Source organism: Ensifer sp. M14 (assembly GCF_003355565.1).
In the GTDB taxonomy this organism is placed as follows: Bacteria; Pseudomonadota; Alphaproteobacteria; order Rhizobiales; family Rhizobiaceae; genus Ensifer.
The window spans coordinates 4,077,314-4,095,948 of record NZ_QJNR01000004.1 but is presented as its reverse complement, the minus strand read 5'-3'; the positions used below and the strand labels follow the sequence as shown (position 1 = coordinate 4,095,948).

The window sequence follows — 18,635 nt, the reverse complement described above, 5'->3', positions numbered from 1 at the left end:
GAGGGCGATATGTCTCAAGCTGCTGCAACGAGCGCCGTTTCGACAGATCCGTCCCGCCGGGCGCGACTGGCCGAATTCTGGTATTATTTCTCCGAGAACCGCGGTGCCGTCATCGGCCTCGTGTTCTTCGTCTTCCTCGTCCTGCTCGCGATCTTCGCTCCGATCATCGCCCCGCATGACCCTACGGCCCAATACCGCGATGCGGTGCTGATCCCGCCGGTCTGGCAGGAAGGCGGCCGTGCCGAATTCCTGCTAGGCACCGATGCGGTCGGTCGCGACATGCTCTCGCGCCTGATCTACGGCACACAGTTCTCGCTGTTCGTCGGCGTCATCGTCACGACGCTCTCGCTGGTCGGCGGTATCTTCGTCGGCGTGATCGCGGGCTACTTCCGCGGTTGGGTCGATACCGTCATCATGCGCGTGATGGACATCATCCTGGCCTTCCCGTCTCTGCTGCTCGCCCTCGTGCTGGTCGCCGTTCTCGGGCCGGGGCTCACCAATGCGATGATCGCCATCGCGCTGGTGTTCCAGCCGCACTTCGTCCGCCTGACACGTGCTGCAGTCATGAGCGAAAAGAACCGCGACTATGTCATTGCTGCGAAGGTCGCAGGTGCCGGCCACGGTCGCCTGATGTTCAAGACGATCCTGCCGAACTGCATGGCGCCTTTGATCGTCCAGGCGACGCTGTCGTTCTCGAGCGCCATCCTCGATGCCGCCGCCCTCGGCTTCCTCGGCATGGGTGCCCAGCCTCCGACACCGGAATGGGGCACGATGCTCGCCGAAGCGCGTGAGTTCATCCAGAGCAAGTGGTGGGTGGTGACGCTTCCGGGCGTCGCAATCCTGATCACGGTGCTGGCGATCAACCTGATGGGTGACGGCCTGCGCGATGCTCTCGATCCCAAGCTGAAGAGGTCCTGATCATGGCGCTTCTCGAAATCGAAAACCTGGTCGTCGAATTCCAGACGGCCACCGGTCCCTTCCGCGCCGTCGACGGCGTGTCGATGAAGGTTCATGAAAAGGAAGTGCTGGCGATCGTCGGTGAATCCGGCTCGGGCAAGTCCGTGTCGATGCTGGCGGCCATGGGCCTCCTGCCGTGGACGGCGAAGGTCACGGCCGACAAGTTGACGTTCAACGGTCGCGACCTGCTCGGCATGTCGTCGGCCGAGCGCAAGAAGATCATCGGCAAGGATATCTCGATGATCTTCCAGGAGCCGGTCGCAAGCCTCAATCCGTGCTTCACGGTCGGCTTCCAGATCGAGGAAGTGCTGCGCATCCACCTCGGTCTCGACAAGGCTCAGCGACGCAAGCGCGCCATTGAATTGTTCGAGGCGGTCGGCATTCCCGATCCGGCCGAACGGCTTGGGCACTATCCTCATCAGATGTCGGGCGGTCAGTGCCAGCGCGTGATGATCGCGATCGCCATTGCCTGCAACCCGAAGCTCCTGATCGCCGACGAGCCGACGACCGCGCTCGACGTGACGATCCAGAAGCAGATCCTCGACCTCCTGATGCGGCTCCAGGCCGAGCATGGCATGGGCCTGATCATGATCACGCACAATATGGGCGTGGTCGCCGAGACTGCCGATCGCGTCGTCGTGCAATACAAGGGTCGCAAGATGGAAGAGGCCGACGTGCTCTCGCTGTTCGAATCGCCGAAGAGCAACTACACGCGCGCGCTTCTGGCAGCCTTGCCGGACAATGCGACCGGCGATCGGCTGCCGACCATCTCCGAGCTTTTTGTCGATGACCCGAGCCTGCAAGGAGCCGCGCGATGACCGTTGTTCTCGAAGCGCGCAACCTGGTGCGCGACTATCATATCCCCGGCGGCCTGATGAAAAAGGCCAAGACCGTGCATGCGCTCAAGGGCGTGAGTTTCTCGGTCGAGCAGGGCAAGACGCTGGCGATCGTCGGCGAAAGCGGCTGTGGCAAGTCGACGCTTGGCCGCATCCTGACGCTGATCGACCCGGCGACGTCGGGCGATCTGCTGATCGATGGCAACAAGATCGACATCACCAAGGGCGACCTGACGCCGGAGATGCGCCGCAAGGTGCAAATCGTCTTCCAGAACCCCTATGGCTCGCTCAACCCGCGCCAGAAGATCGGCGACATCCTGACCGAACCGCTGATCATCAACACCAAAACACCCGCTGACGAACGCCGCGAGCGGGCGATGGCGATGCTGAAGAAGGTCGGCCTCGACGAGCGGCACTACAACCGCTACCCGCACATGTTCTCGGGCGGCCAGCGCCAGCGTATCGCCATTGCGCGCGCGCTGATGCTCAACCCCAAGCTTCTGGTGCTGGACGAGCCGGTCTCGGCGCTCGACCTGTCGGTTCAGGCGCAGGTGTTGAACCTGCTCGCGGACCTGCAGGACGAGTTCCAGCTGACCTATGTCTTCATCAGCCACGACCTCTCGGTGGTGCGCTACATCGCCGACGACGTGATGGTGATGTATTTCGGCGAGGCGGTCGAATACGGCAGCCGCGACGAAGTCTTCGCCGATCCGAAGCATAGCTACACCAAGACGCTGTTTGCTGCGACGCCGCGCGCCGACGTTGCCAGCATCAAGGCAAGGCTTGCCAAGAAACAGGCGGCGTAAGCCTCTGGGCGGCGCCTGACAAAAGCGAGGCCGGGGAAAGAACTCCCCGGCTTCTTGGCCTTGCCGGGCCGATGGTGTAGAGCTTTCGCGCCGCCATTCACTTCTCGCCTTCCGGCGGCGGGCAGCCGCTTTTCGGCCGACCATTCAGCGTTCGGCCCAACTTCAGGAACACGATCATGGAAATCAAGCGTTTCGAAACCGGCCCCCGGATGAGCCAGGCCGTGGTTTACAACAACACCGTCTACCTCGCCGGCCAGGTCGGCAATGCCGGTGACGATGTCGTGACCCAGACGAAGCAGGCGCTTGCCGAAGTCGACCGTCTTCTGGCGCTCGCCGGCACCGACAAGACCCGCATCCTCTCGGCCACCATCTGGCTCGCCGACATGGCTGACTTCCCGAAGATGAACTCGGTCTGGGATGCCTGGGCACCGCAGGGCAACACCCCGGCACGCGCAACCGGCGAAGCAAAGCTCGCAACCCCGGAATACCTCGTCGAAGTCATCGTCGTCGCAGCCGCCGCCTAAAGCACAGCAATCGCATCTGAAAGATTGCGACGCGCTTTCAGTCGCGTGCCAAAGCCGAGCGGGCTTGGCGCCACACTGCATCTCCGCCGCCGTGCCCTGCGCACGGCGGCGTTTTCTTTTGCCGGACCTGCCCCGCATTCCCCCGCCGCGCAGGAACCATTCGCCAGTCCGCACGTTTACCTTCGGTTCCACAAAAACATGGGAGGGCGTTCGATGCTCTACTGGCTGCCGCGGATCTGCGTGCTTGCTTTCGCAGGTCTATTGATTGGTTTCGGCTTCGTCCCGGACACCGCCACCGGTGTAGCGCACACGCTGCTCGTCATCGTTCTCGGCCTCGGGCTTTTGTCCCTGACCTTGCACGTGTTCCCACCTGAACGACACTGAACGACGAGGTACGCCGACAGGTGTCCGCGTGACAAAAAGAGACGAGGGACGGCATTGGATACATCCGGCCACACGGCTGCTTACTACAAGCTGAAACGCATCGCCGAGGAGGAAACGGCCACCGCCGAAGCGGCCTTGCCCGCTGAGCCGAAGCGGGACGGCATCGATTTGATGGTGGCCTGGAGCATCATCGGCCTGTTCGTGATTGCCGGGTCGGCCGCCGTCTACTCGATGGAAACGATTCTGATGCCGATCACGCTGGCCGTCGTCGTTGGCATCGTGCTCGGGCGCGCGGCCGATAGCCTGTCAAAGTTCGGCCTGCCGCCGATCATCGGCGGGCTGCTGCTGGCGCTCGTCTTCGTGCTTGGTCTTGCATCGGTGGTCAGCGTCCTGCTCGGACCGATCACGGACCTGGCGCAAAAAGCGCCGACCCTGGCGGAAGGGGTGGTCGTGCGCGTGCTGCCGTTCATCGAGCGTTTCGAATGGTTGCGCGTCGCCGTGGCGAAAGGCACCGGCAGCGACGCACTCGCTGATACCGTCATGAAAAATGCCGCCCCTGTGCTCGGTGCCGTCGCCGGCGGGCTGACGCCCGCTTTGGTCCAGACATTGATTTTTCTGGCAGCACTCGGGCTGTTCCTGCTGGGGCGCCTGCATCTTCGCAAAACCATCATTCTTGCCTTTACCAGCCGAGAAAGACGCCTGAGCACGATCCGGATCATGAACGCGATCGAAACCGCGCTGGCACAATATTTTTCGATCGCGAGCTTGATCTATCTGGCCCTCGGTGTCGTCACCATGATCATCGCGCTGGTCGGCGGCTTGGCCATGCCGCCGCTCTGGGGGCTGTTTGCCTTCGTCTCCAGCTTCATTCCTTACCTCGGCGTGACAATGATGACGCTGGCGCTGCTGGTCGGCGGGCTGATGACGCATGACGCCATTCTGCTGGCGCTGGCGCCGGCTGCCACGTTCTTCGTGGTGCATCTCGTCATGGAAAACCTGGTGATACCCTCGATCCTGGGCAACAGGCTCGAGGTCAACCCGTTCCTCGTCTTCGTCGCCATCATCTTCTGGACATGGATGTGGGGCGCGGTCGGCGCCATGCTGGCGCTGCCCTTGTCGCTGATCGCCATGACGATTTTAGAGGAGGTGCGCGAGCAGCCGCCCGAACGGCAGCTGCCGGCGTAGTGCCTGTGGTGGATGTGCTTATCCGCGTGTCGAGCGGGCGTGCTCGTCGAAGAACAGCGCCTGGCTGATCAGCGCCTTGACCATGTCGGGATTGAAAGGCTTGGTCACCAGGAAGGCCGGCTCTGGTCGCTTGCCGGTCAGCAGGCGCTCCGGGAAGGCGGTGATGAAGATCACCGGCACTGCCGCATCCTTCAGGATCTCGTTGACGGCGTCGATGCCCGAGCTGCCGTCGGCGAGCTGGATGTCGGCCAGAACCATCTTCGGTGCTGTCTTGTGATAGAGATCCAGCGCTTCCTTGTGCGTGCGGGCGATGCCGGTCACGCGATGGCCGAGGCTCGTCACCATGTCCTCAATATCAAGTGCGATCAGCGGCTCGTCTTCGATGATCAGAACTTCGGTTGCCACCTGGCGCGATATGTCTTCCGAAGCAACCGTCAGCAGCTTGGAAAACGCCGCCTGGCTCTGTCCCATGATCTCGGCGGCATCGGCAATTGAGAATCCCTCGACCGAGACGAGCAGAAAGGCCTGGCGCGCTGCGGGCGCGATCAGCGAAAGATTGGCAGCGGCCTGCTGTTCCCAGGCAAAGGGAGAGACGTTCCCGGTCCGGTCGATGGAGACTTTCTCGAACAGCGAGCAGAACAGCTTGTAGAGGGAGATCCGGTCGTTGGACCCCTCCGGAAAAAGGCTGATGTCTTCGATCAGCGCTTCCAGAACTGCAGCCACATAACCGTCGCCGGCGGCCTGCGAGCCGGTGACGGCGCGGGAGTAACGGCGCAGAAAGGGAAGGTGTGGCGCAATACGGGTCGAAAGTGACATCAAGTACTTCCTTGGGTCTGATGTGATTCGCTTGTTTTCTGAGGACAATGAACATCCCGCGAGAGACGTGAATGTTTTGAACACGTTTTTCGGCCTATGGGAAGCTGGCAACAGCGATGCGCGCTCGAGGTGTTTCGAGCGCCTTGCGACTTTGGGATATGTCGGATGGAAGACCCTGTGGACGAACGCAGTGCTGAGGAGGGCCGAACGGCGAAGGCTGGAAGTGGTTTAGATCCGAACGGCTTGATCGGCTCGAAACTGAAGGCGCTCTACCGGGCTATCGAACAGGAACCGGTACCCGACATCTTCATCGACCTTTTGCAAAAGTTGGATGATGCCGAGGCGCACGCGCGGGCCAACGATAAGCTTCCGACAAAAGCATGAGGCCAAGACATGAGAAACGGGCCGAAGCCCGTTTCCGTTGCTCTCGCGAGACGTTTTCGCCTTAGCAGGCGGCTTCGTAGCGGCGGCCGTAGCGGTCGCGATAGATGCACCGCCCAGGCTCATTGGCATTGCCGATCAGCGCGCCGGCGACACCCCCGATGGCGGCACCCACTGCAGCGCCTCTGACATCGCCGGTGGCGGCACCGCCGATGATCGCACCGCCGGTCGCGCCGATCGCCGTACCCTTCTCCGTTTGCGTGCAGGCCGCGAGGGGCAGGATCAGGCTTGCTACGATAAGTATCTTCTTCATGACGCGTTCCTATCCGAGGTTTGGTTCGTTGAACATTGAAGGATGCATTCGGCATAAACCGGTTGCGGGGAATGAGGACGAACAGAATGACGACAATGAGGCCGCCCGCCACTGCGCGCGTGCGTTGTCGACACCAGCCCTGACCAGGGCCTCACGACGATCGTAGCCACCTTTGCATTGCTCGCAACGGGCGGGAATGCACCGCTCATCAATGTCTCCCTGTGTGGTATCGCCGCGGGTGCAGCGCTTGTTATTGCTCAGGAAACGACGTTCACGTCTATTTGTTCCATTGGGAGATTTCTTCTTGGAACTTGCCGTCGATCCGGCGCTAGGCAATTGCCCGCCGACGAGCAGACGCCCTGTTTCGCCCCACAACACTCAGCCTGCCATCCATCATGCCGACGTGAAATGCCGCGGCGAACGCACGGGCGGACGAAAGCGCCGACGAAAATTCAGCCTGCACGATGGAACCTGTCGCGGTCCATGATCGTTTGCTTATGAAGTTTTTGAGGGAAGGAGCATGCGTATGGAACATATCGCTGCCATCATGGTCCTCGTCGGCTGCATGCAGGGCGATGCCGCCTGCCGTGAGGTCCCGACGCCGGTCGTCGGTTTCGAAACCGTCGAAGAATGTCATGAATTGCTTTCGCCATCGATCGAAGAGGTCGGGAAGGCGTTCAAGAGCGCCTATGGCAAATGCGCCGAAGTCGATCCGGCACTGTTCGTCGAGGATGCGACGATCGAGTGGCGGATCACGCCATCGCGCCAGCTCGAAGTCAAGGTGATCGCCGACGACGGCACCTACGCTGTTGCCGCCCGCACGGACGAGAACCCCAAACTCCGCAACTGAACTTGCCATCGAGACGTGCGACGACCGCGCCGCTGGCAAGAGAGTTTCACAGTCATGCAGAACGAAAAACAAACGCCGCTGCGGTGATCAAGCGCAGCGGCGTTTGTTTTTGTGGTCTTTGCAAGAGAGCAGTGCGCGGTAACTATCTCTTCGACTTGGGCTCGGTCTTTTTCAGCTTTTCAAGAAGACTGTCCAAGTTTCTGCTCGGTTTGTCTGCGTTGTGTGCGTAGAGATCACGCATCGTTCTACCGATGTGAAGATTACTGTCCGGCCGTTCAGCGTTTCGGCGTGCCGTTTCGGCGGCGGACTTCCAGATATGTGACATTGGCATCTTCATGTCGAACCTGCTTTATTCCTTGAGGGAACAACGTAGGACTATCTCTAAGGTTCCTGGCGGAATTCGTCTCGGCTGTGCCATTTCGAAACTGATTTGATGATCGTGGTTAATGGATCGTTTCGATCTTCTTTTGGTAGGGGCGAAGATTTTCCCCTTCTTGACGGATGCGTCGGAACAAAATCGCGGATCATGACGTTTCTTTTCCAGCGACGCACACAAGGAGATATCCTATGCTTTACTACGCTCTCGTCTTTCTGGTGGTGGCCATTATCGCCGGTGTACTTGGTTTTGGCGGTATTGCTGGCGCCTCTGCAGGTATCGCGCAGATCCTGTTCTTCCTGTTCCTCGCTTTCCTGGTGATCTCGCTGGTCGCAGGTCTGATGCGTAGGACCTGATCCAGGAGGCGATCCCCGCTTCGAACATGCGAAAGGGACGAATGTCGAAAGGCTTCGTCCCTTTCGCATGTTCGGTCACCGTCCGCGACGTCCCTTGCCCTCACAGATGTGCTTGGCTATTCATGCCGAAACGGATCTGACGCGCACCAAAGGAAGGCGAACACCATGAAATCGCTGGAGCTCCTCGTAGAGCGGATCATCCTGTCCAGTCGCTGGCTGCTGGTCATCTTCTATCTCGGGCTCGTTGCAGCGTTGGGACTCTACGGAATCTCGTTCATGTACAAGCTCGCGAAGATTGCCGGCATGGTCTTCGTCTACGACGATGCCCAGATGATCCTGGCGATGCTCGGGCTGATCGATGCCGCGCTGGTGGCAAGCCTGATCGTCATGGTGATGATCTCGGGATACGAGAACTTCGTCAGCCGCTTCGACGAGGGCGACGCCGAGGTTTCCTTCCTCGGCAAACTCGATGCCGGCAGTCTGAAGATCAAGGTTGCCTCGTCGATTGTCGCGATCTCGTCGATCCATCTTCTGCAGATTTTCCTCAATACGCAGCAATATACTGACCAGCAGCTGATGTGGGCGACGATCATGCATCTCGCCTTCGTGGTTTCGGCGGTTCTGCTCGGCTACCTCGAGCGCATCATGGTTGGACTGAAAAAGAAGTAGCTTCGGCCGGGCGGCAATCGCGCCGCAGCTGGTCTTGAACGAGAAGCGGGGCAGCGGGATATGAAGACTGACGTAGTGGTTCTCGGCGCCGGCATCGTCGGCCTATCGACCGCCATCCATCTGGCGCGGCGCGGCAAGTCGGTGGTGCTGCTCGACCGGCGCGGTGCAGGCGAAGAGACCTCCTACGGAAATGCCGGCCTTATTCAGCGCGAGGGTGTGTTTCCCTACGGTTTCCCGCATGATTTCGGGGCGCTGTTCCGCTACGCGCTCAACAACACCATCGACGCACATTACCACATTCGCGCTCTGCCGGGGCTGGTGCCGTTCCTGGCGCGCTACTGGTGGCATTCCGGTTTCACCCAGCATCAGCGCATCGCCGACATGTATGCGCCGCTGATCGAACACTCGATTGGCGAGCATGAGGATCTCATCAACGCGTCGGGCGCCGGCGACCTGATCCGCAAGGACGGCTGGATGAAGGTCTTTCGCACCGAGAAGGCGCGCGACGCCGCCTACAAGGATGCCGAGAGGCTGTCTGCCGGTTTCGGCGTCAATCACCAGAAGCTGTCGACCAGCGAGTTGAAGACGATCGAGCCTTCGATTAAGGCCGATCTCGTCGGCGGCCTGCGCTGGAGCGATCCCTGGTCGATCCGCGATCCGCACAGCCTCAATATGGCCTATCTCGCCTATTTCCAGTCACTCGGCGGTCGTCTGGTCTCCGGTGACGCGGCGACGGCCGAGCACGTTCTGGAAGGTCCGGGCTGGCGAGTGGCGACGCCTGAAGGCCCGCTCGAGGCGGGCGAGGTGGTCGTCGCGCTCGGTCCGTGGGCCGACACCGTCACGCGCAAGCTCGGCTACCACTTCCCGCTCGCCGTCAAGCGCGGCTATCACATGCATTACGGCATGCGGGAGGGCGCGCAGCTCAACAATTGGGTCCTGGATGCGGAGAAGGGTTATTTCCTGGCGCCGATGCAACGCGGCATCCGCCTGACGACCGGCGCCGAATTTGCCTGGCGCGACGCACCGAAGACGCCGGTGCAGCTGACCCGCGCCGAGCGCGTGGCGCGTGAATTCTTCCCGCTGGCGGAGCGCCGCGACGAGGAGCCGTGGATGGGCTCTCGCCCCTGCACGCCCGACATGATGCCGATCATCGGCAAGGCGCCGCGGCATCAGGGCCTGTGGTTCGCCTTCGGGCATGCCCATCACGGCATGACGCTCGGGCCTGTCACCGGCCGCGCACTCGCCGAAGCGATGACCGGCGAAAAGACGGTGATCGACATCACTCCCTACCGCCCCGGACGTTTCTTCTCCTGATCGTTATCCGATTGTCGAAAGAGGCCGGAAGCACTGCTTCCGGCCTCTTTCGTGTTGGATCAGCGCACGCAGATGTCAGGCGTTGGTGCCGCCGTCGATGGTGAATTCGGCGCCGGTCACGCCCCGCGCGTCAGGTCCGGCGAGCCAGGCGACGAGAGCCGCCACTTCGTTCGCATCGTTGAAGCGGGGGATTGCCATCAGGCCGCGTTGCGGATCCGCATGCGCGCCATCTTGCGGGTTCATGTCGGTATTGGTCGAGCCGGGATGGACGATATTGACGGTGATGCCTTTCGGCCCGAGGTCGCGCGCGACCGCCTTGGTAAAGCCGACGAGCGCCGATTTGCTGAGCGCATAAAGGCTGATGCCTGGAAAGGGGACGCGCTGGGCCAGATTGCTGCCGACCGAAATGATGCGCCCGCCATCCGGCATGTGTTTGGCCGCAGCGCTCGTGGCCAGCACCACCGCCTTCACGTTGATGTCCACCGTGCGGTCGAAATCCTCGGCGGTCACGTCGGTGATGGCGGCCTCTTCGTAAATGCCGGCATTGTTGACGAGAATGTCGATCCGGCCGTGCCGTTCGACCACCGTCTTGACGGCGGCGTCCACCGCATTTGCATCGCGGTTGTCGGCGCGAATGGCGAGCGCCTTGCCACCGGCTTGTTCGATCTCGCCAACCAGCGCGTTGGCCTTTGCCTGCGACTGACCATAGGTGATCGCGACAACGGCGCCCTCGCTTGCCAGCCGCCTGGCGATCGCCGCCCCAATGCCACGTCCGCCACCCGTTACCAAAGCGACCTTGCTGTTCAAACTCGACACATCCAACTCCATATATGTAGTGATCGATACATATAAAGATGATGGCTTGCATGGGTCTGTCAAGTTATTTATGTATTGATCGATACAAAAAGGAGTTCCAGCGATGTCCAGCCGCGGCCGACCCCGCACGTTTTCGCGCGAAGAAGCGCTGAGAAGTGCGATGGAAATCTTCTGGGACAAGGGATTCGACAACACGTCGCTTGCAGACCTGACGCGGGTGATGGGGCTCAACCCGCCGAGCCTTTATGCCGCCTTTGGCAGCAAGGCGAAGCTTTTCCTGGAGGCGGTCGATCTCTATGGCCGCACAGACGGCGCCGGCATCTGGGAGTTCCTCGACAACGCGCCGACCGCCAAGGAGGCGGTCCACGACCTCTTGAAGCGGTCGGCCGAGAATTTTACCCAGTGGGACGAACCCCGTGGCTGCATGGTCGTGCTTTCGGCCCCGCAGATGGAGGGCGGCGAACCGGCGGTGTGCGATGGCCTGAAGGAACGGCGGCTGGAAAAGCAGGTGGCCTTGCAGAGCCGGCTCGAGCGTGGCGTGGCGGAGGGCGACCTTCCCGAAGGCACTGACTGCGATGCGGTAGCCGCCTATGTGACGGCGATCCAGCACGGAATGTCGATTCACGCCCGCGACGGGGCGTCGCGCCAGACCCTCATGGCGATTGCCGACTGTTGTGCGGCGGGATGGGACGCAATGGTGGCGGGCGTAGCGACGAAGGCTCAAGGGTAATTTCGTCCGTCGACGCGCCGTGGGCGTCGGCCCGACCAGCTGGTCTTCAGGCCGCATGCATCCTGACCCGACCTATGTGCCTGCCGCGAGCCCTCATGTCATTTCGAAGGAAGCAACAGCAGACCTTCGCCAGAAGGGATGCTTCCGGCGAAGGCAAAGCGTGGCGACAGAACCGTTACTGCGCGGGTGCCGGCTGCGTTGTCGTGCCATCCGTTGCCGGCGTCGTCGTTTCCGGAGCGGTCATCGTTCCGCCTGAGGGCGCGGTGGTCGTGTCTGCCGGCGGCGTGGTCGTCGTATCCGTTGCAGGCGGGGTCGCCGTCTGGCCAGATGTCGACTGGTCCGTCGTGGCCGGTGGCGTCGCGGTCTCCGTCGTATCGCGCGACAGTTCCGCCGGGAGCCAGGCGATCAAGGCGAGCACGAGGCCGGCAAGCAGGATGATGACGAGCGGCCAGCTGCTCCGCCCGGAGCGGACCGGCGCAGGATCGTTTGGCAGCGGTGTCGGCTGACCTGTCACCGGGTCGATCAGCGGCTTCTCCTTGAACTCTTCATGTTGATTCATCGCGTTTACATCCTTTCTGGGCGTCCTCAGGCCATAGGTGTTGTCTGGCCGGAACGGCCTCGGCAAAGGCCGGGGACCGGATTGTGCGGCTGCAAACTGTTGTTGCAGACCTGGCATGCTCGAGTGGACGCGCTCTGCAACAAAAACGCACGAAAACTTGCAATGTTCCATCGGGTACAACCGTCCCGATCGCGCGCGCTTTACAGCCCGCTGTTTTCGCTGCAAGAAAGTCGTCTCTTTGGGAAGGGGGCGATCATGACGCTTGAGGCATATCGAAGCGGAACCTTTGTCGGGCGCGTCTGGCGGAATGATATCGATGGTCCGGCGCTCGCGACCATCAGGGGCGGCGCGATCGTCGACATCACCTCGAAACTGGCGCCCACCATGCGCGATCTGTTGGAGCTGCCAGACCCGGTCGCCCATGTCCGCCGACTGGATGGTGAACGGCTTGAGCCGGTGACGGATCTGATCGCGGGGGAGGGTGAGGGCTCGAAAGTTCGCCTGCTTGCCCCCTGCGATCTCCAGGCCGTCAAGGCCTGTGGCGTCACCTTTGCGCGCTCGATGATCGAACGTGTCATCGAAGAGCGAGCCGCTGGCGATGCCGCTCGCGCCGAGGCGATCCGTGGACGCGTCACCGCCGTCATCGGCGACAGCCTGCGAAACCTGAAGGCCGGTTCGCTCGAAGCTGCCCGCGTCAAGGCGGCGCTGATCGAGGAGGGCGTCTGGTCGCAGTATCTGGAGGTCGGCATCGGCCCGGATGCGGAGGTGTTCACCAAGGCGCAGGTGTTGTCCTCGGTTGGCTCAGGGGCGGATGTCGGTCTGCACCCGATCTCGCGCTGGAACAATCCGGAGCCGGAAATCGTGCTGGCCGTTACCTCGGACGGTGCAGTCAAGGGTGCGACGCTCGGCAACGATGTCAATCTGCGCGACGTCGAGGGCCGGTCCGCTCTGCTGCTTGGTAAGGCGAAGGATAACAACGCCTCCTGCGCCATCGGGCCTTTCATCCGCCTGTTCGACGAGACCTATACGATCGATCATGTCCGCAGCGCCGAACTCGAACTGCTGGTCGAGGGCGCCGATGGCTACCGGCTGAAGGGAACGAGCAGCATGGTGGAGATCAGCCGCGATCCACTCGACCTCGTTGCCCAGACCATTGGGCCGCATCATCAATACCCCGATGGATTGATGCTGTTCATGGGCACCCTGTTTGCGCCGGTCGAAGACCGCGACGAGAAGGGCCAGGGTTTTACCCACAAGATCGGCGACGTCGTGACGATTTCAAACGCCGAGCTCGGCAGTCTGACGAACACCGTGCGCCTGTCGACGGATTGCCCTCCCTGGACCTTCGGCACGGCCGCGCTGATGCGCAACCTCGCCAGGCGCGACTTGCTTTAGCATCGCCCTTTGCTGCTTGCCCAAGCGGCCTGAAATGAGCGTCCTGGTCAGGTGCCGGGCAACGTGGCCGGCTTAAACAACGAAAGGCCCGCCGATCTTCATCGGCGGGCCTTTCGTGTGGCTGTACGACTTAGGCCTGGCTGTTGTCTTCAACAGGTGCGTCCGGTCCGTTCTTCTTGATCGAATCGATGGCGTTCTGAGCGCTTGCCTTGCTTGAGTAGCCTTCGGTCGAAAACATCACTTCGCTGTTGTACTTGAAGCGAACCCGGTACTCGCCGGCCTTGTCTTTGTAGATCTCGAACTTATGAGCCATGTGCCCTCCCATAGGTAACTGTGAATCACGCAAGGACTAGCGTGGCAGTTGCAAGCGGCGTTGACAAGATGTCGGCGGTCTCATTCAAATCGACACGTCCCCTTCACATGGTCTTGATGTGCGCATGGCTGGTTGAGAAATTTCCGCGCGTCGACCCAACTCGCATCGGAAAGGCAGAGCCCACCATGAGCACGGAGACCGATGCCCGCTTCTGGAACCGGACGTCACGGGCCTACGCAGCCGGTAAAATTGCCGACCGGGCTGGATATGAGCGCACGTTGGAGCGAACCCGCGCTCTGTTGACGTCAAGCGACCGGGTCCTGGAGCTTGGCTGCGGCACCGGAACGACCGCGCTCCGGCTTGCGGGATACGTGCACAGCTATGTCGCGACGGATATTTCGACCGAAATGATCGCGATTGCCGAGGAAAAACGCGCCGCCGATTCCGTTTTGGGCTTGAGCTTCCGCACCGCGACCGCCGACATGCTGTCATCCGCCGACATGCAGTTCGATGTCGTCATCGGGTTCAACTATCTGCATCTGGTACGTGACCTGCCCGGCACGCTCGGCTGCATCCGCGCCCTGCTTGGGGAGAACGGCCTGCTCATCTCCAAAACACCCTGTGTCGGCGATATGAACCCGTTCATCCGGCATGCCCTGCTGCCCGCGATGCGCGCGCTCGGAAAGGCACCCTATGCCGGCATCTTTCGGGCTGTGGACCTGTGCCGGATCGTCTGTGCTGCGGGCTTCGACGTCGTTGCCACGGAAGGTCACGCAACCAAGGGCAACGACAATCGTCCCTATATCGTGGCGCGCAAGCGATGACATGAGGGGCCATGACCCCGGTATGCCTTAAAATCGTCAAGCCCGGACTTGCAAACCGGGCCGGTGCATCCGCCGACAGCCTGCGCTCTTGGCAGTCGCAGCAGTCACTCCGTGCTCAGTGGAAAATCGTCGCGATGTTCGGCTTCGACGTCCTCGATGGACGCCGAAGTCGTTGCCACAGACCGCAAGGCCTCGCGGTCAGAACGATCGGCTGTTGTTAGACCAGACCGGTCCCAGGCGCTCTTCTTCCTTAAGGCTGTTCGACCCGTAGGAGAACCGCAGACCACCGAAGATGGTGCCGGTGTCGCCCGACACCGATGATCCGAAACCGGAAACCTCCTCGTTGGCGTATTTATAGCCGCCGAACACTGTGACCGGGAAGTATACCGAGCGATAGTTCGCCGTCAGCTTCAGGCTGCTGATATCGTAGTCGATGTCGCTGGCGGTGATACGGTCGAGCGCGCCGTCGAGATCGAAACGCACATTGTCGGTCGCATAGAAGCGGGCGCCGAGTGCTGCCATGTAATGATCGGCGTCGAAACCTTCCCACCGCGCCTGGCCGTAGCCGGCCGCACCATGGATGGTCCATGTGTCCTGGAAATAGGCGCCTTCGATGCCACCCATATAGTCGTTGATGTGGCTGTCGAAGCCTGCGTCAAGACGCGCTGCCTGTACGAACGCGCCCACCGCATAGACATTATCTCGGTAGTAACCGTGCAGAGTGCCGCTGTAGTTGTTCGTATTGGCGTTCTCGATCGAGGCGCTGGTGTAGCCGAGATCCGTCTGGAGATTGAAACCGCCGCCCGCATCGAAGTTGACGGCGCCTCGCAGTGCCCAGGCGTCGGCATCGATATCGCCGGGAGAATCGATGACGCTTCCATAGGCGCCTTCGATGTATCCCGTCACGCCCAGCGATGCCTGTTCGACCGGCGCCTCATAGTAGTCGTCTGTCCCGACCAGCGGTCCGTCAATATCGGCGGCTGCCGCGAGCGGTGCGCTCGACAAAAGAAAAACAAGAAAACTGTTTGCCCGAAACATCTGCCCACCCCGCTGGAAACCCTACCGAAGAGTAAGCGAACATCGTTAATACAATCTGAAAGCGTATCGAGTTTGCAGGGCATCAGATTTGAAGGCAGCGAACGCGGTGGTGTCTCTTTGAAAAAGGCGCTCAAGGCGGCAGCGCAGTGCGCGCGAAAGGCACACTTGCCGAGGCGATCGCGTTGCTGAATTTGTTTTTGAAAGAGATTGGCTGGGGAACCTGGATTCTCACGTAATTTCAATGGCTTAGCGAAATCGCCTTTGAATTCCCTGTATTCTTCCGCCGCGAGCGACCGTGGGTGCCACCTTTGTGCCCTGGCTTTGGGCCTCAGTCAACATCGGGGGAGAGCGGAAATAATTTCCGCTCTCCGAGGTCAAGTTTACGCTGAGGCGGCATCGAGCGCGCGACAGTTTCGCACCCTCAAATCTCTCATTCTCGCCATTGTGACCGGTCCTCAAAAGCGGACGTTTTTGAGCGCGAGATTCGGCCGTGAGATCGAACATCCGCTATCGCATGACCTTCTCGAACTGAAATCCCTCGCTTCCCGCCAGATCGCTGGTGCCGGTATGGTTCGGGTCAAGGTGGTGCGCGTGGAAGAACGCGATGATCTTGAAACCACATTTGTTGACGTAGAAGTGGATATTCCTCTTCTCAAAATACGGCGTATGCGTCTGCCACTGAACGGTCTGCGAATATCGCGCTTCAATTGCGAGCCAGGCCTTGTGACCCAGACCTTGCCCGTGCTCTCCGACCTTTAGGAAAAAGAGGTCGAGCGAGTTGTGATGGGTCTTTTCGTCAATGGTCACCACAGCGCCGCCGACCTTTCGGCCCTCGCAAAGGATGCGGAGCGCCACAGCCCCAGGTGCATGGATCGATTTGTCGAGGTCGTCGTCGGAAGGGATCGGGCCGTCCGGCAATCCCCCGAACTCCTCGATGACCGCGACAGCAAACGCCTCCTGGAGTTCCTTCTTGAAGTCCGGGAGATCGTTCGAATCGGCGATGGTCAGGCTAACATTATGACTTGTCATAACTTCTCTCAGAGTGTTTCAAGGCGCGGCCGGGCCTCACTGACTAGATGTCGGTGCGCGCTTCTGTGTCACTACAGAACGACTCTTGACCGCGCGTGGCATCGATTGACGCCTTGATGGCTAGCAAGCAGAGTTTGAGGCTGTGTGGAGGAAGTGTGGAGCGTGTGTGGAGCCGGGGGCTGGTGTCCTGCAGCGACCGGACCCTGGTCACTGGCGAGCTGTGGATCAGGAGACCGGCCTTCCAAGTGAAATCTCGAACATGGCGCCGCCTTTATCGGAAGGAGCGTAGCGAACCTTTCCACCATGCGCCTCAACGATGGCGCGCACCACGGACAGGCCGAGGCCATTTCCGCCTTTCTCCAGAGAGCGGGATTGCCTACCCCTTCGGAAGGGTTCGAAAGCCGAAGAGGCGATGTCAGCGTCCAGACCTGGTCCCTCGTCGGCGACCCGCAAGACCACCAGATCATTCTCCACCTGCAGGCTGATCTCGACGACGCCGCGCACTGCGTAGCGACGCGCATTGGTGACGAGCGCGAGGAGCACCTGCCGAATCCGCATCGCATCGACGGAAACCACAACATCGGCAAGTTGAAGCCGAAGTTCAAAACCGTCCTGTTTCAATTCCTGTTCCAGCACCCCCGCAAGCCGCTGGATCTCGTCCTTGAGCCGGACAGGCTGAAGACGGAGGTCGAGGTGACCGCTATCGGCCAACGTCACCGTTCGCAGGTCTTCAACGAGCCTGGCGAGCGAGTCCACCTGCAGTACCATGGCATGGAGGGACTTTTCGTCGGGTTCAAATACGCCGTCGATCATGCCTTGCAGGCGACCCTTCATGATGGTCAGGGGCGTGCGCAATTCATGGGCGATCGAGGCATTCCAAAGGGTCATGTCGGACGCCATATCCTGCAGACGCTGGGCCATGGCATTGAAGTCTTCGACAAGAAGGGCCGTCTCGCCAAGTGAATTGTCGCCGGGAATGGCGCGGGCCGAAAGGTCGCCGTCTCTGATGCGTCTGGCGCTCATCGCTAGCGATTCCAGCGGCTCGAGAATGCGCCGCGCAAGTCTGACCGACGCCATGGCTGCAACAATCACCGCGATGAAAATGAGGACGGCCAGGATGACGAAATCGAAGCCCGTCAACCAGTTGTCGGTGTCTTCGGACCAGGGAGAGAAATAGAACAGGATGCTGAAAGCGAGGTAGGTTCCGAAAAAGACCAGCAATCCGGCGGCCACGGTGACGGACGCCATGGCAAACAGAATTTGCCGGCTAAGCCCCTTCATGAGCATCATCGATCGACCGCCAGACGGTAGCCGACGCCTCTGATACTGGTCAGCATGCCTTCGCCTCCAGCCTGTTCGAGTTTCTTGCGCAGCTTGCTCAGATGACTGTCGATGGTCCGATTCAGCGCATCGGAACCGGGCAGACATGCATCGACGAGTTCGCTTCGAGAGAAGGCCTTGGTGGGGGTTCTGGCAAGATGCGCCAGGAGCCTAAACTCAGTCAATGTCAGGGAAAGGATGACCGGCGCGCCGTCCTTCTCGATCTTCACCTGATAACTGTCCAGATCGATCGTAAGGTTTCCGGCGCGGATCATCGCGCCCGCCTGGCTCAGACCTGCGCGCCGGAGCACGGCTTTCGCTCGTGCGACGACCTCTATGGGATTGAACGGCTTGACGATGTAGTCGTCCGCGCCGATCCGCAGTCCCTGTAAACGGTCTACGTCTTCATCCAGGGCTGTGATCATGATGACGGGGGTGCGGCCCCGCCTTTGAATTTCGGCGAGAAGCTCCCAGCCATCCAGCCGCGGCATGGTTATATCCGCCAGAACGATATCGGGTTTCAGCGAGCGGTGCAGATCGAGGGCGACCTGCCCATCGCGGGCGTGCACCGTGCGAAATCCCTCACGCGTAAAATAGGCCTCAAGAATGCCGGCGATCTCCGTATCGTCTTCGGCAATCAAAACAAGTTCCGCCATGGTCATCTAGCTCCTTGCAACTTCAATGCCATTGAACCGCCTTGCGGTCGAGTAGGCGCGCTTCGCGTCCACATGATCGCAACAGAACCTCCACAAAGCCCCAACGCAACGCTTTTAGAGCACCATCATCAAGCTCTTCCTCAGCAAGATGGATGGTGAATACCGATGCAAAGCGGATCTCGTTTCTG

Annotated in this window: 23 protein-coding genes; 14 read left to right on the top strand and 9 right to left on the bottom strand. The window is 60.8% G+C overall.

What is annotated here, in order from left to right:
* Positions 1 to 9 precede the first annotated feature (9 nt).
* From BLJAPNOD_RS19910 to BLJAPNOD_RS19890, 6 genes are all read left to right on the top strand, one after another.
* Complete coding sequence (locus tag BLJAPNOD_RS19910) at positions 10 to 918, top strand: ABC transporter permease subunit (RefSeq protein ID WP_115420905.1); 909 nt, start codon at positions 10 to 12, stop codon at positions 916 to 918.
* A 2-nt stretch (positions 919 to 920) separates the two neighbouring features.
* Entirely contained in the window at positions 921 to 1,775 is an 855-nt protein-coding gene (locus tag BLJAPNOD_RS19905; protein ID WP_077504269.1) for an ABC transporter ATP-binding protein, read from the top strand.
* Complete coding sequence (locus BLJAPNOD_RS19900) at positions 1,772 to 2,599, top strand: dipeptide ABC transporter ATP-binding protein (RefSeq protein WP_115420904.1); 828 nt, start codon at positions 1,772 to 1,774, stop codon at positions 2,597 to 2,599. The genes BLJAPNOD_RS19905 and BLJAPNOD_RS19900 overlap by 4 nt, the downstream gene beginning before the upstream one ends.
* A 176-nt stretch (positions 2,600 to 2,775) precedes the next feature.
* The gene (locus BLJAPNOD_RS19895) at positions 2,776 to 3,123 is read left to right on the top strand and encodes a RidA family protein (protein ID WP_025426006.1); all 348 of its coding nucleotides are present in this window, start codon (positions 2,776 to 2,778) and stop codon (positions 3,121 to 3,123) included.
* Positions 3,124 to 3,336: 213 nt separating this feature from the next.
* Complete coding sequence (locus BLJAPNOD_RS35655) at positions 3,337 to 3,507, top strand: hypothetical protein (protein ID WP_171986904.1); 171 nt, start codon at positions 3,337 to 3,339, stop codon at positions 3,505 to 3,507.
* Between the two features lie 54 nt (positions 3,508 to 3,561).
* Positions 3,562 to 4,692 carry an AI-2E family transporter gene (locus tag BLJAPNOD_RS19890; protein WP_199565969.1) on the top strand — a complete coding sequence of 377 codons (1,131 nt, stop codon included), beginning with the start codon at positions 3,562 to 3,564 and terminating at the stop codon, positions 4,690 to 4,692.
* Positions 4,693 to 4,710: 18 nt separating this feature from the next.
* On the opposite strand, the gene BLJAPNOD_RS19885 is transcribed toward BLJAPNOD_RS19890, so the two are convergent.
* Positions 4,711 to 5,508: a response regulator gene (locus BLJAPNOD_RS19885; protein ID WP_077504266.1), complete on the bottom strand. Its 798-nt coding sequence runs from the start codon at positions 5,506 to 5,508 to the stop codon at positions 4,711 to 4,713.
* Between the two features lie 165 nt (positions 5,509 to 5,673).
* On the opposite strand from BLJAPNOD_RS19885, the gene BLJAPNOD_RS19880 reads away from it, so the two are divergent.
* Positions 5,674 to 5,892 carry a NepR family anti-sigma factor gene (locus tag BLJAPNOD_RS19880; RefSeq protein WP_077504265.1) on the top strand — a complete coding sequence of 73 codons (219 nt, stop codon included), beginning with the start codon at positions 5,674 to 5,676 and terminating at the stop codon, positions 5,890 to 5,892.
* A gap of 61 nt (positions 5,893 to 5,953) precedes the next feature.
* On the opposite strand, the gene BLJAPNOD_RS19875 is transcribed toward BLJAPNOD_RS19880, so the two are convergent.
* Positions 5,954 to 6,202: a glycine zipper domain-containing protein gene (locus tag BLJAPNOD_RS19875; protein WP_077504264.1), complete on the bottom strand. Its 249-nt coding sequence runs from the start codon at positions 6,200 to 6,202 to the stop codon at positions 5,954 to 5,956.
* A 526-nt stretch (positions 6,203 to 6,728) separates the two neighbouring features.
* Here BLJAPNOD_RS19875 and BLJAPNOD_RS19870 point away from each other — a divergent pair.
* The 4 genes from BLJAPNOD_RS19870 (at position 6,729) to BLJAPNOD_RS19850 (ending at position 9,767) form a co-directional block, all read left to right on the top strand.
* Complete coding sequence (locus tag BLJAPNOD_RS19870; protein WP_115420903.1) at positions 6,729 to 7,052, top strand: hypothetical protein; 324 nt, start codon at positions 6,729 to 6,731, stop codon at positions 7,050 to 7,052.
* 567 nt (positions 7,053 to 7,619) lie between these two features.
* Positions 7,620 to 7,784, top strand: coding sequence for a DUF1328 domain-containing protein (locus tag BLJAPNOD_RS19860; protein WP_037105882.1), 165 nt, complete (start codon positions 7,620 to 7,622; stop codon positions 7,782 to 7,784).
* 165 nt (positions 7,785 to 7,949) lie between these two features.
* Positions 7,950 to 8,453 carry a TIGR00645 family protein gene (locus tag BLJAPNOD_RS19855; RefSeq protein WP_115420901.1) on the top strand — a complete coding sequence of 168 codons (504 nt, stop codon included), beginning with the start codon at positions 7,950 to 7,952 and terminating at the stop codon, positions 8,451 to 8,453.
* A gap of 60 nt (positions 8,454 to 8,513) precedes the next feature.
* Positions 8,514 to 9,767 (top strand): FAD-binding oxidoreductase, encoded by a 1,254-nt coding sequence (locus BLJAPNOD_RS19850; protein ID WP_077504261.1) that lies wholly within the window; start codon positions 8,514 to 8,516, stop codon positions 9,765 to 9,767.
* 75 nt (positions 9,768 to 9,842) lie between these two features.
* Here the strand turns inward: BLJAPNOD_RS19850 and BLJAPNOD_RS19845 are convergent, their stop codons facing one another.
* Positions 9,843 to 10,589 (bottom strand): SDR family oxidoreductase, encoded by a 747-nt coding sequence (locus BLJAPNOD_RS19845; protein WP_115421386.1) that lies wholly within the window; start codon positions 10,587 to 10,589, stop codon positions 9,843 to 9,845.
* 97 nt (positions 10,590 to 10,686) lie between these two features.
* On the opposite strand from BLJAPNOD_RS19845, the gene BLJAPNOD_RS19840 reads away from it, so the two are divergent.
* Complete coding sequence (locus BLJAPNOD_RS19840) at positions 10,687 to 11,313, top strand: TetR/AcrR family transcriptional regulator (RefSeq protein WP_115420900.1); 627 nt, start codon at positions 10,687 to 10,689, stop codon at positions 11,311 to 11,313.
* Between the two features lie 175 nt (positions 11,314 to 11,488).
* Here BLJAPNOD_RS19840 and BLJAPNOD_RS19835 read toward each other — a convergent pair whose 3' ends face one another.
* Positions 11,489 to 11,872 (bottom strand): hypothetical protein, encoded by a 384-nt coding sequence (locus BLJAPNOD_RS19835; protein ID WP_115420899.1) that lies wholly within the window; start codon positions 11,870 to 11,872, stop codon positions 11,489 to 11,491.
* A 255-nt stretch (positions 11,873 to 12,127) separates the two neighbouring features.
* Between BLJAPNOD_RS19835 and BLJAPNOD_RS19830 the strand changes: the two genes are divergently transcribed.
* A complete protein-coding gene (locus BLJAPNOD_RS19830; protein ID WP_115421385.1) occupies positions 12,128 to 13,267 on the top strand; it encodes a fumarylacetoacetate hydrolase family protein in 1,140 nt (379 codons plus the stop codon).
* Between the two features lie 130 nt (positions 13,268 to 13,397).
* On the opposite strand, the gene BLJAPNOD_RS19825 is transcribed toward BLJAPNOD_RS19830, so the two are convergent.
* Positions 13,398 to 13,580, bottom strand: a complete 183-nt coding sequence (locus tag BLJAPNOD_RS19825; protein ID WP_053250386.1) for a YegP family protein — start codon at positions 13,578 to 13,580, stop codon at positions 13,398 to 13,400.
* 185 nt (positions 13,581 to 13,765) lie between these two features.
* On the opposite strand from BLJAPNOD_RS19825, the gene BLJAPNOD_RS19820 reads away from it, so the two are divergent.
* A complete protein-coding gene (locus BLJAPNOD_RS19820; RefSeq protein ID WP_115420898.1) occupies positions 13,766 to 14,404 on the top strand; it encodes a class I SAM-dependent methyltransferase in 639 nt (212 codons plus the stop codon).
* A gap of 198 nt (positions 14,405 to 14,602) precedes the next feature.
* On the opposite strand, the gene BLJAPNOD_RS19815 is transcribed toward BLJAPNOD_RS19820, so the two are convergent.
* The 4 genes from BLJAPNOD_RS19815 to BLJAPNOD_RS19800 all read right to left on the bottom strand — a co-directional run bounded on the left by BLJAPNOD_RS19815 (position 14,603) and on the right by BLJAPNOD_RS19800 (position 18,447).
* Complete coding sequence (locus BLJAPNOD_RS19815; RefSeq protein WP_147294561.1) at positions 14,603 to 15,442, bottom strand: hypothetical protein; 840 nt, start codon at positions 15,440 to 15,442, stop codon at positions 14,603 to 14,605.
* A 507-nt stretch (positions 15,443 to 15,949) separates the two neighbouring features.
* Positions 15,950 to 16,471: a GNAT family N-acetyltransferase gene (locus BLJAPNOD_RS19810; protein WP_115420896.1), complete on the bottom strand. Its 522-nt coding sequence runs from the start codon at positions 16,469 to 16,471 to the stop codon at positions 15,950 to 15,952.
* Positions 16,472 to 16,696: 225 nt separating this feature from the next.
* Positions 16,697 to 17,761 (bottom strand): ATP-binding protein, encoded by a 1,065-nt coding sequence (locus BLJAPNOD_RS19805; RefSeq protein ID WP_115420895.1) that lies wholly within the window; start codon positions 17,759 to 17,761, stop codon positions 16,697 to 16,699.
* On the bottom strand, positions 17,758 to 18,447 hold the full coding sequence (locus BLJAPNOD_RS19800) for a response regulator (RefSeq protein WP_115421384.1): 690 nt from the start codon (positions 18,445 to 18,447) through the stop codon (positions 17,758 to 17,760). Before BLJAPNOD_RS19800 ends, BLJAPNOD_RS19805 begins: the two co-directional genes overlap by 4 nt.
* Between the last annotated feature and the right edge of the window lie 188 nt (positions 18,448 to 18,635).

Bases quoted from the DNA above. Each gene is read 5' to 3' on its own strand.
- BLJAPNOD_RS19910 (WP_115420905.1), top strand. From the start codon at position 10: ATGTCTCAAGCTGCTGCAACGAGCGCCGTTTCGACAGATCCGTCCCGC.
- BLJAPNOD_RS19905 (WP_077504269.1), top strand. From the start codon at position 921: ATGGCGCTTCTCGAAATCGAAAACCTGGTCGTCGAATTCCAGACGGCC.
- BLJAPNOD_RS19900 (WP_115420904.1), top strand. From the start codon at position 1,772: ATGACCGTTGTTCTCGAAGCGCGCAACCTGGTGCGCGACTATCATATC.
- BLJAPNOD_RS19895 (WP_025426006.1), top strand. From the start codon at position 2,776: ATGGAAATCAAGCGTTTCGAAACCGGCCCCCGGATGAGCCAGGCCGTG.
- BLJAPNOD_RS35655 (WP_171986904.1), top strand. From the start codon at position 3,337: ATGCTCTACTGGCTGCCGCGGATCTGCGTGCTTGCTTTCGCAGGTCTA.
- BLJAPNOD_RS19885 (WP_077504266.1), bottom strand. From the start codon at position 5,508: ATGTCACTTTCGACCCGTATTGCGCCACACCTTCCCTTTCTGCGCCGT.
- BLJAPNOD_RS19880 (WP_077504265.1), top strand. From the start codon at position 5,674: ATGGAAGACCCTGTGGACGAACGCAGTGCTGAGGAGGGCCGAACGGCG.
- BLJAPNOD_RS19875 (WP_077504264.1), bottom strand. From the start codon at position 6,202: ATGAAGAAGATACTTATCGTAGCAAGCCTGATCCTGCCCCTCGCGGCC.
- BLJAPNOD_RS19870 (WP_115420903.1), top strand. From the start codon at position 6,729: ATGGAACATATCGCTGCCATCATGGTCCTCGTCGGCTGCATGCAGGGC.
- BLJAPNOD_RS19860 (WP_037105882.1), top strand. From the start codon at position 7,620: ATGCTTTACTACGCTCTCGTCTTTCTGGTGGTGGCCATTATCGCCGGT.
- BLJAPNOD_RS19855 (WP_115420901.1), top strand. From the start codon at position 7,950: ATGAAATCGCTGGAGCTCCTCGTAGAGCGGATCATCCTGTCCAGTCGC.
- BLJAPNOD_RS19850 (WP_077504261.1), top strand. From the start codon at position 8,514: ATGAAGACTGACGTAGTGGTTCTCGGCGCCGGCATCGTCGGCCTATCG.
- BLJAPNOD_RS19840 (WP_115420900.1), top strand. From the start codon at position 10,687: ATGTCCAGCCGCGGCCGACCCCGCACGTTTTCGCGCGAAGAAGCGCTG.
- BLJAPNOD_RS19835 (WP_115420899.1), bottom strand. From the start codon at position 11,872: ATGAATCAACATGAAGAGTTCAAGGAGAAGCCGCTGATCGACCCGGTG.
- BLJAPNOD_RS19830 (WP_115421385.1), top strand. From the start codon at position 12,128: ATGACGCTTGAGGCATATCGAAGCGGAACCTTTGTCGGGCGCGTCTGG.
- BLJAPNOD_RS19825 (WP_053250386.1), bottom strand. From the start codon at position 13,580: ATGGCTCATAAGTTCGAGATCTACAAAGACAAGGCCGGCGAGTACCGG.
- BLJAPNOD_RS19820 (WP_115420898.1), top strand. From the start codon at position 13,766: ATGAGCACGGAGACCGATGCCCGCTTCTGGAACCGGACGTCACGGGCC.
- BLJAPNOD_RS19815 (WP_147294561.1), bottom strand. From the start codon at position 15,442: ATGTTTCGGGCAAACAGTTTTCTTGTTTTTCTTTTGTCGAGCGCACCG.
- BLJAPNOD_RS19810 (WP_115420896.1), bottom strand. From the start codon at position 16,471: ATGACAAGTCATAATGTTAGCCTGACCATCGCCGATTCGAACGATCTC.
- BLJAPNOD_RS19805 (WP_115420895.1), bottom strand. From the start codon at position 17,761: ATGATGCTCATGAAGGGGCTTAGCCGGCAAATTCTGTTTGCCATGGCG.
- BLJAPNOD_RS19800 (WP_115421384.1), bottom strand. From the start codon at position 18,447: ATGGCGGAACTTGTTTTGATTGCCGAAGACGATACGGAGATCGCCGGC.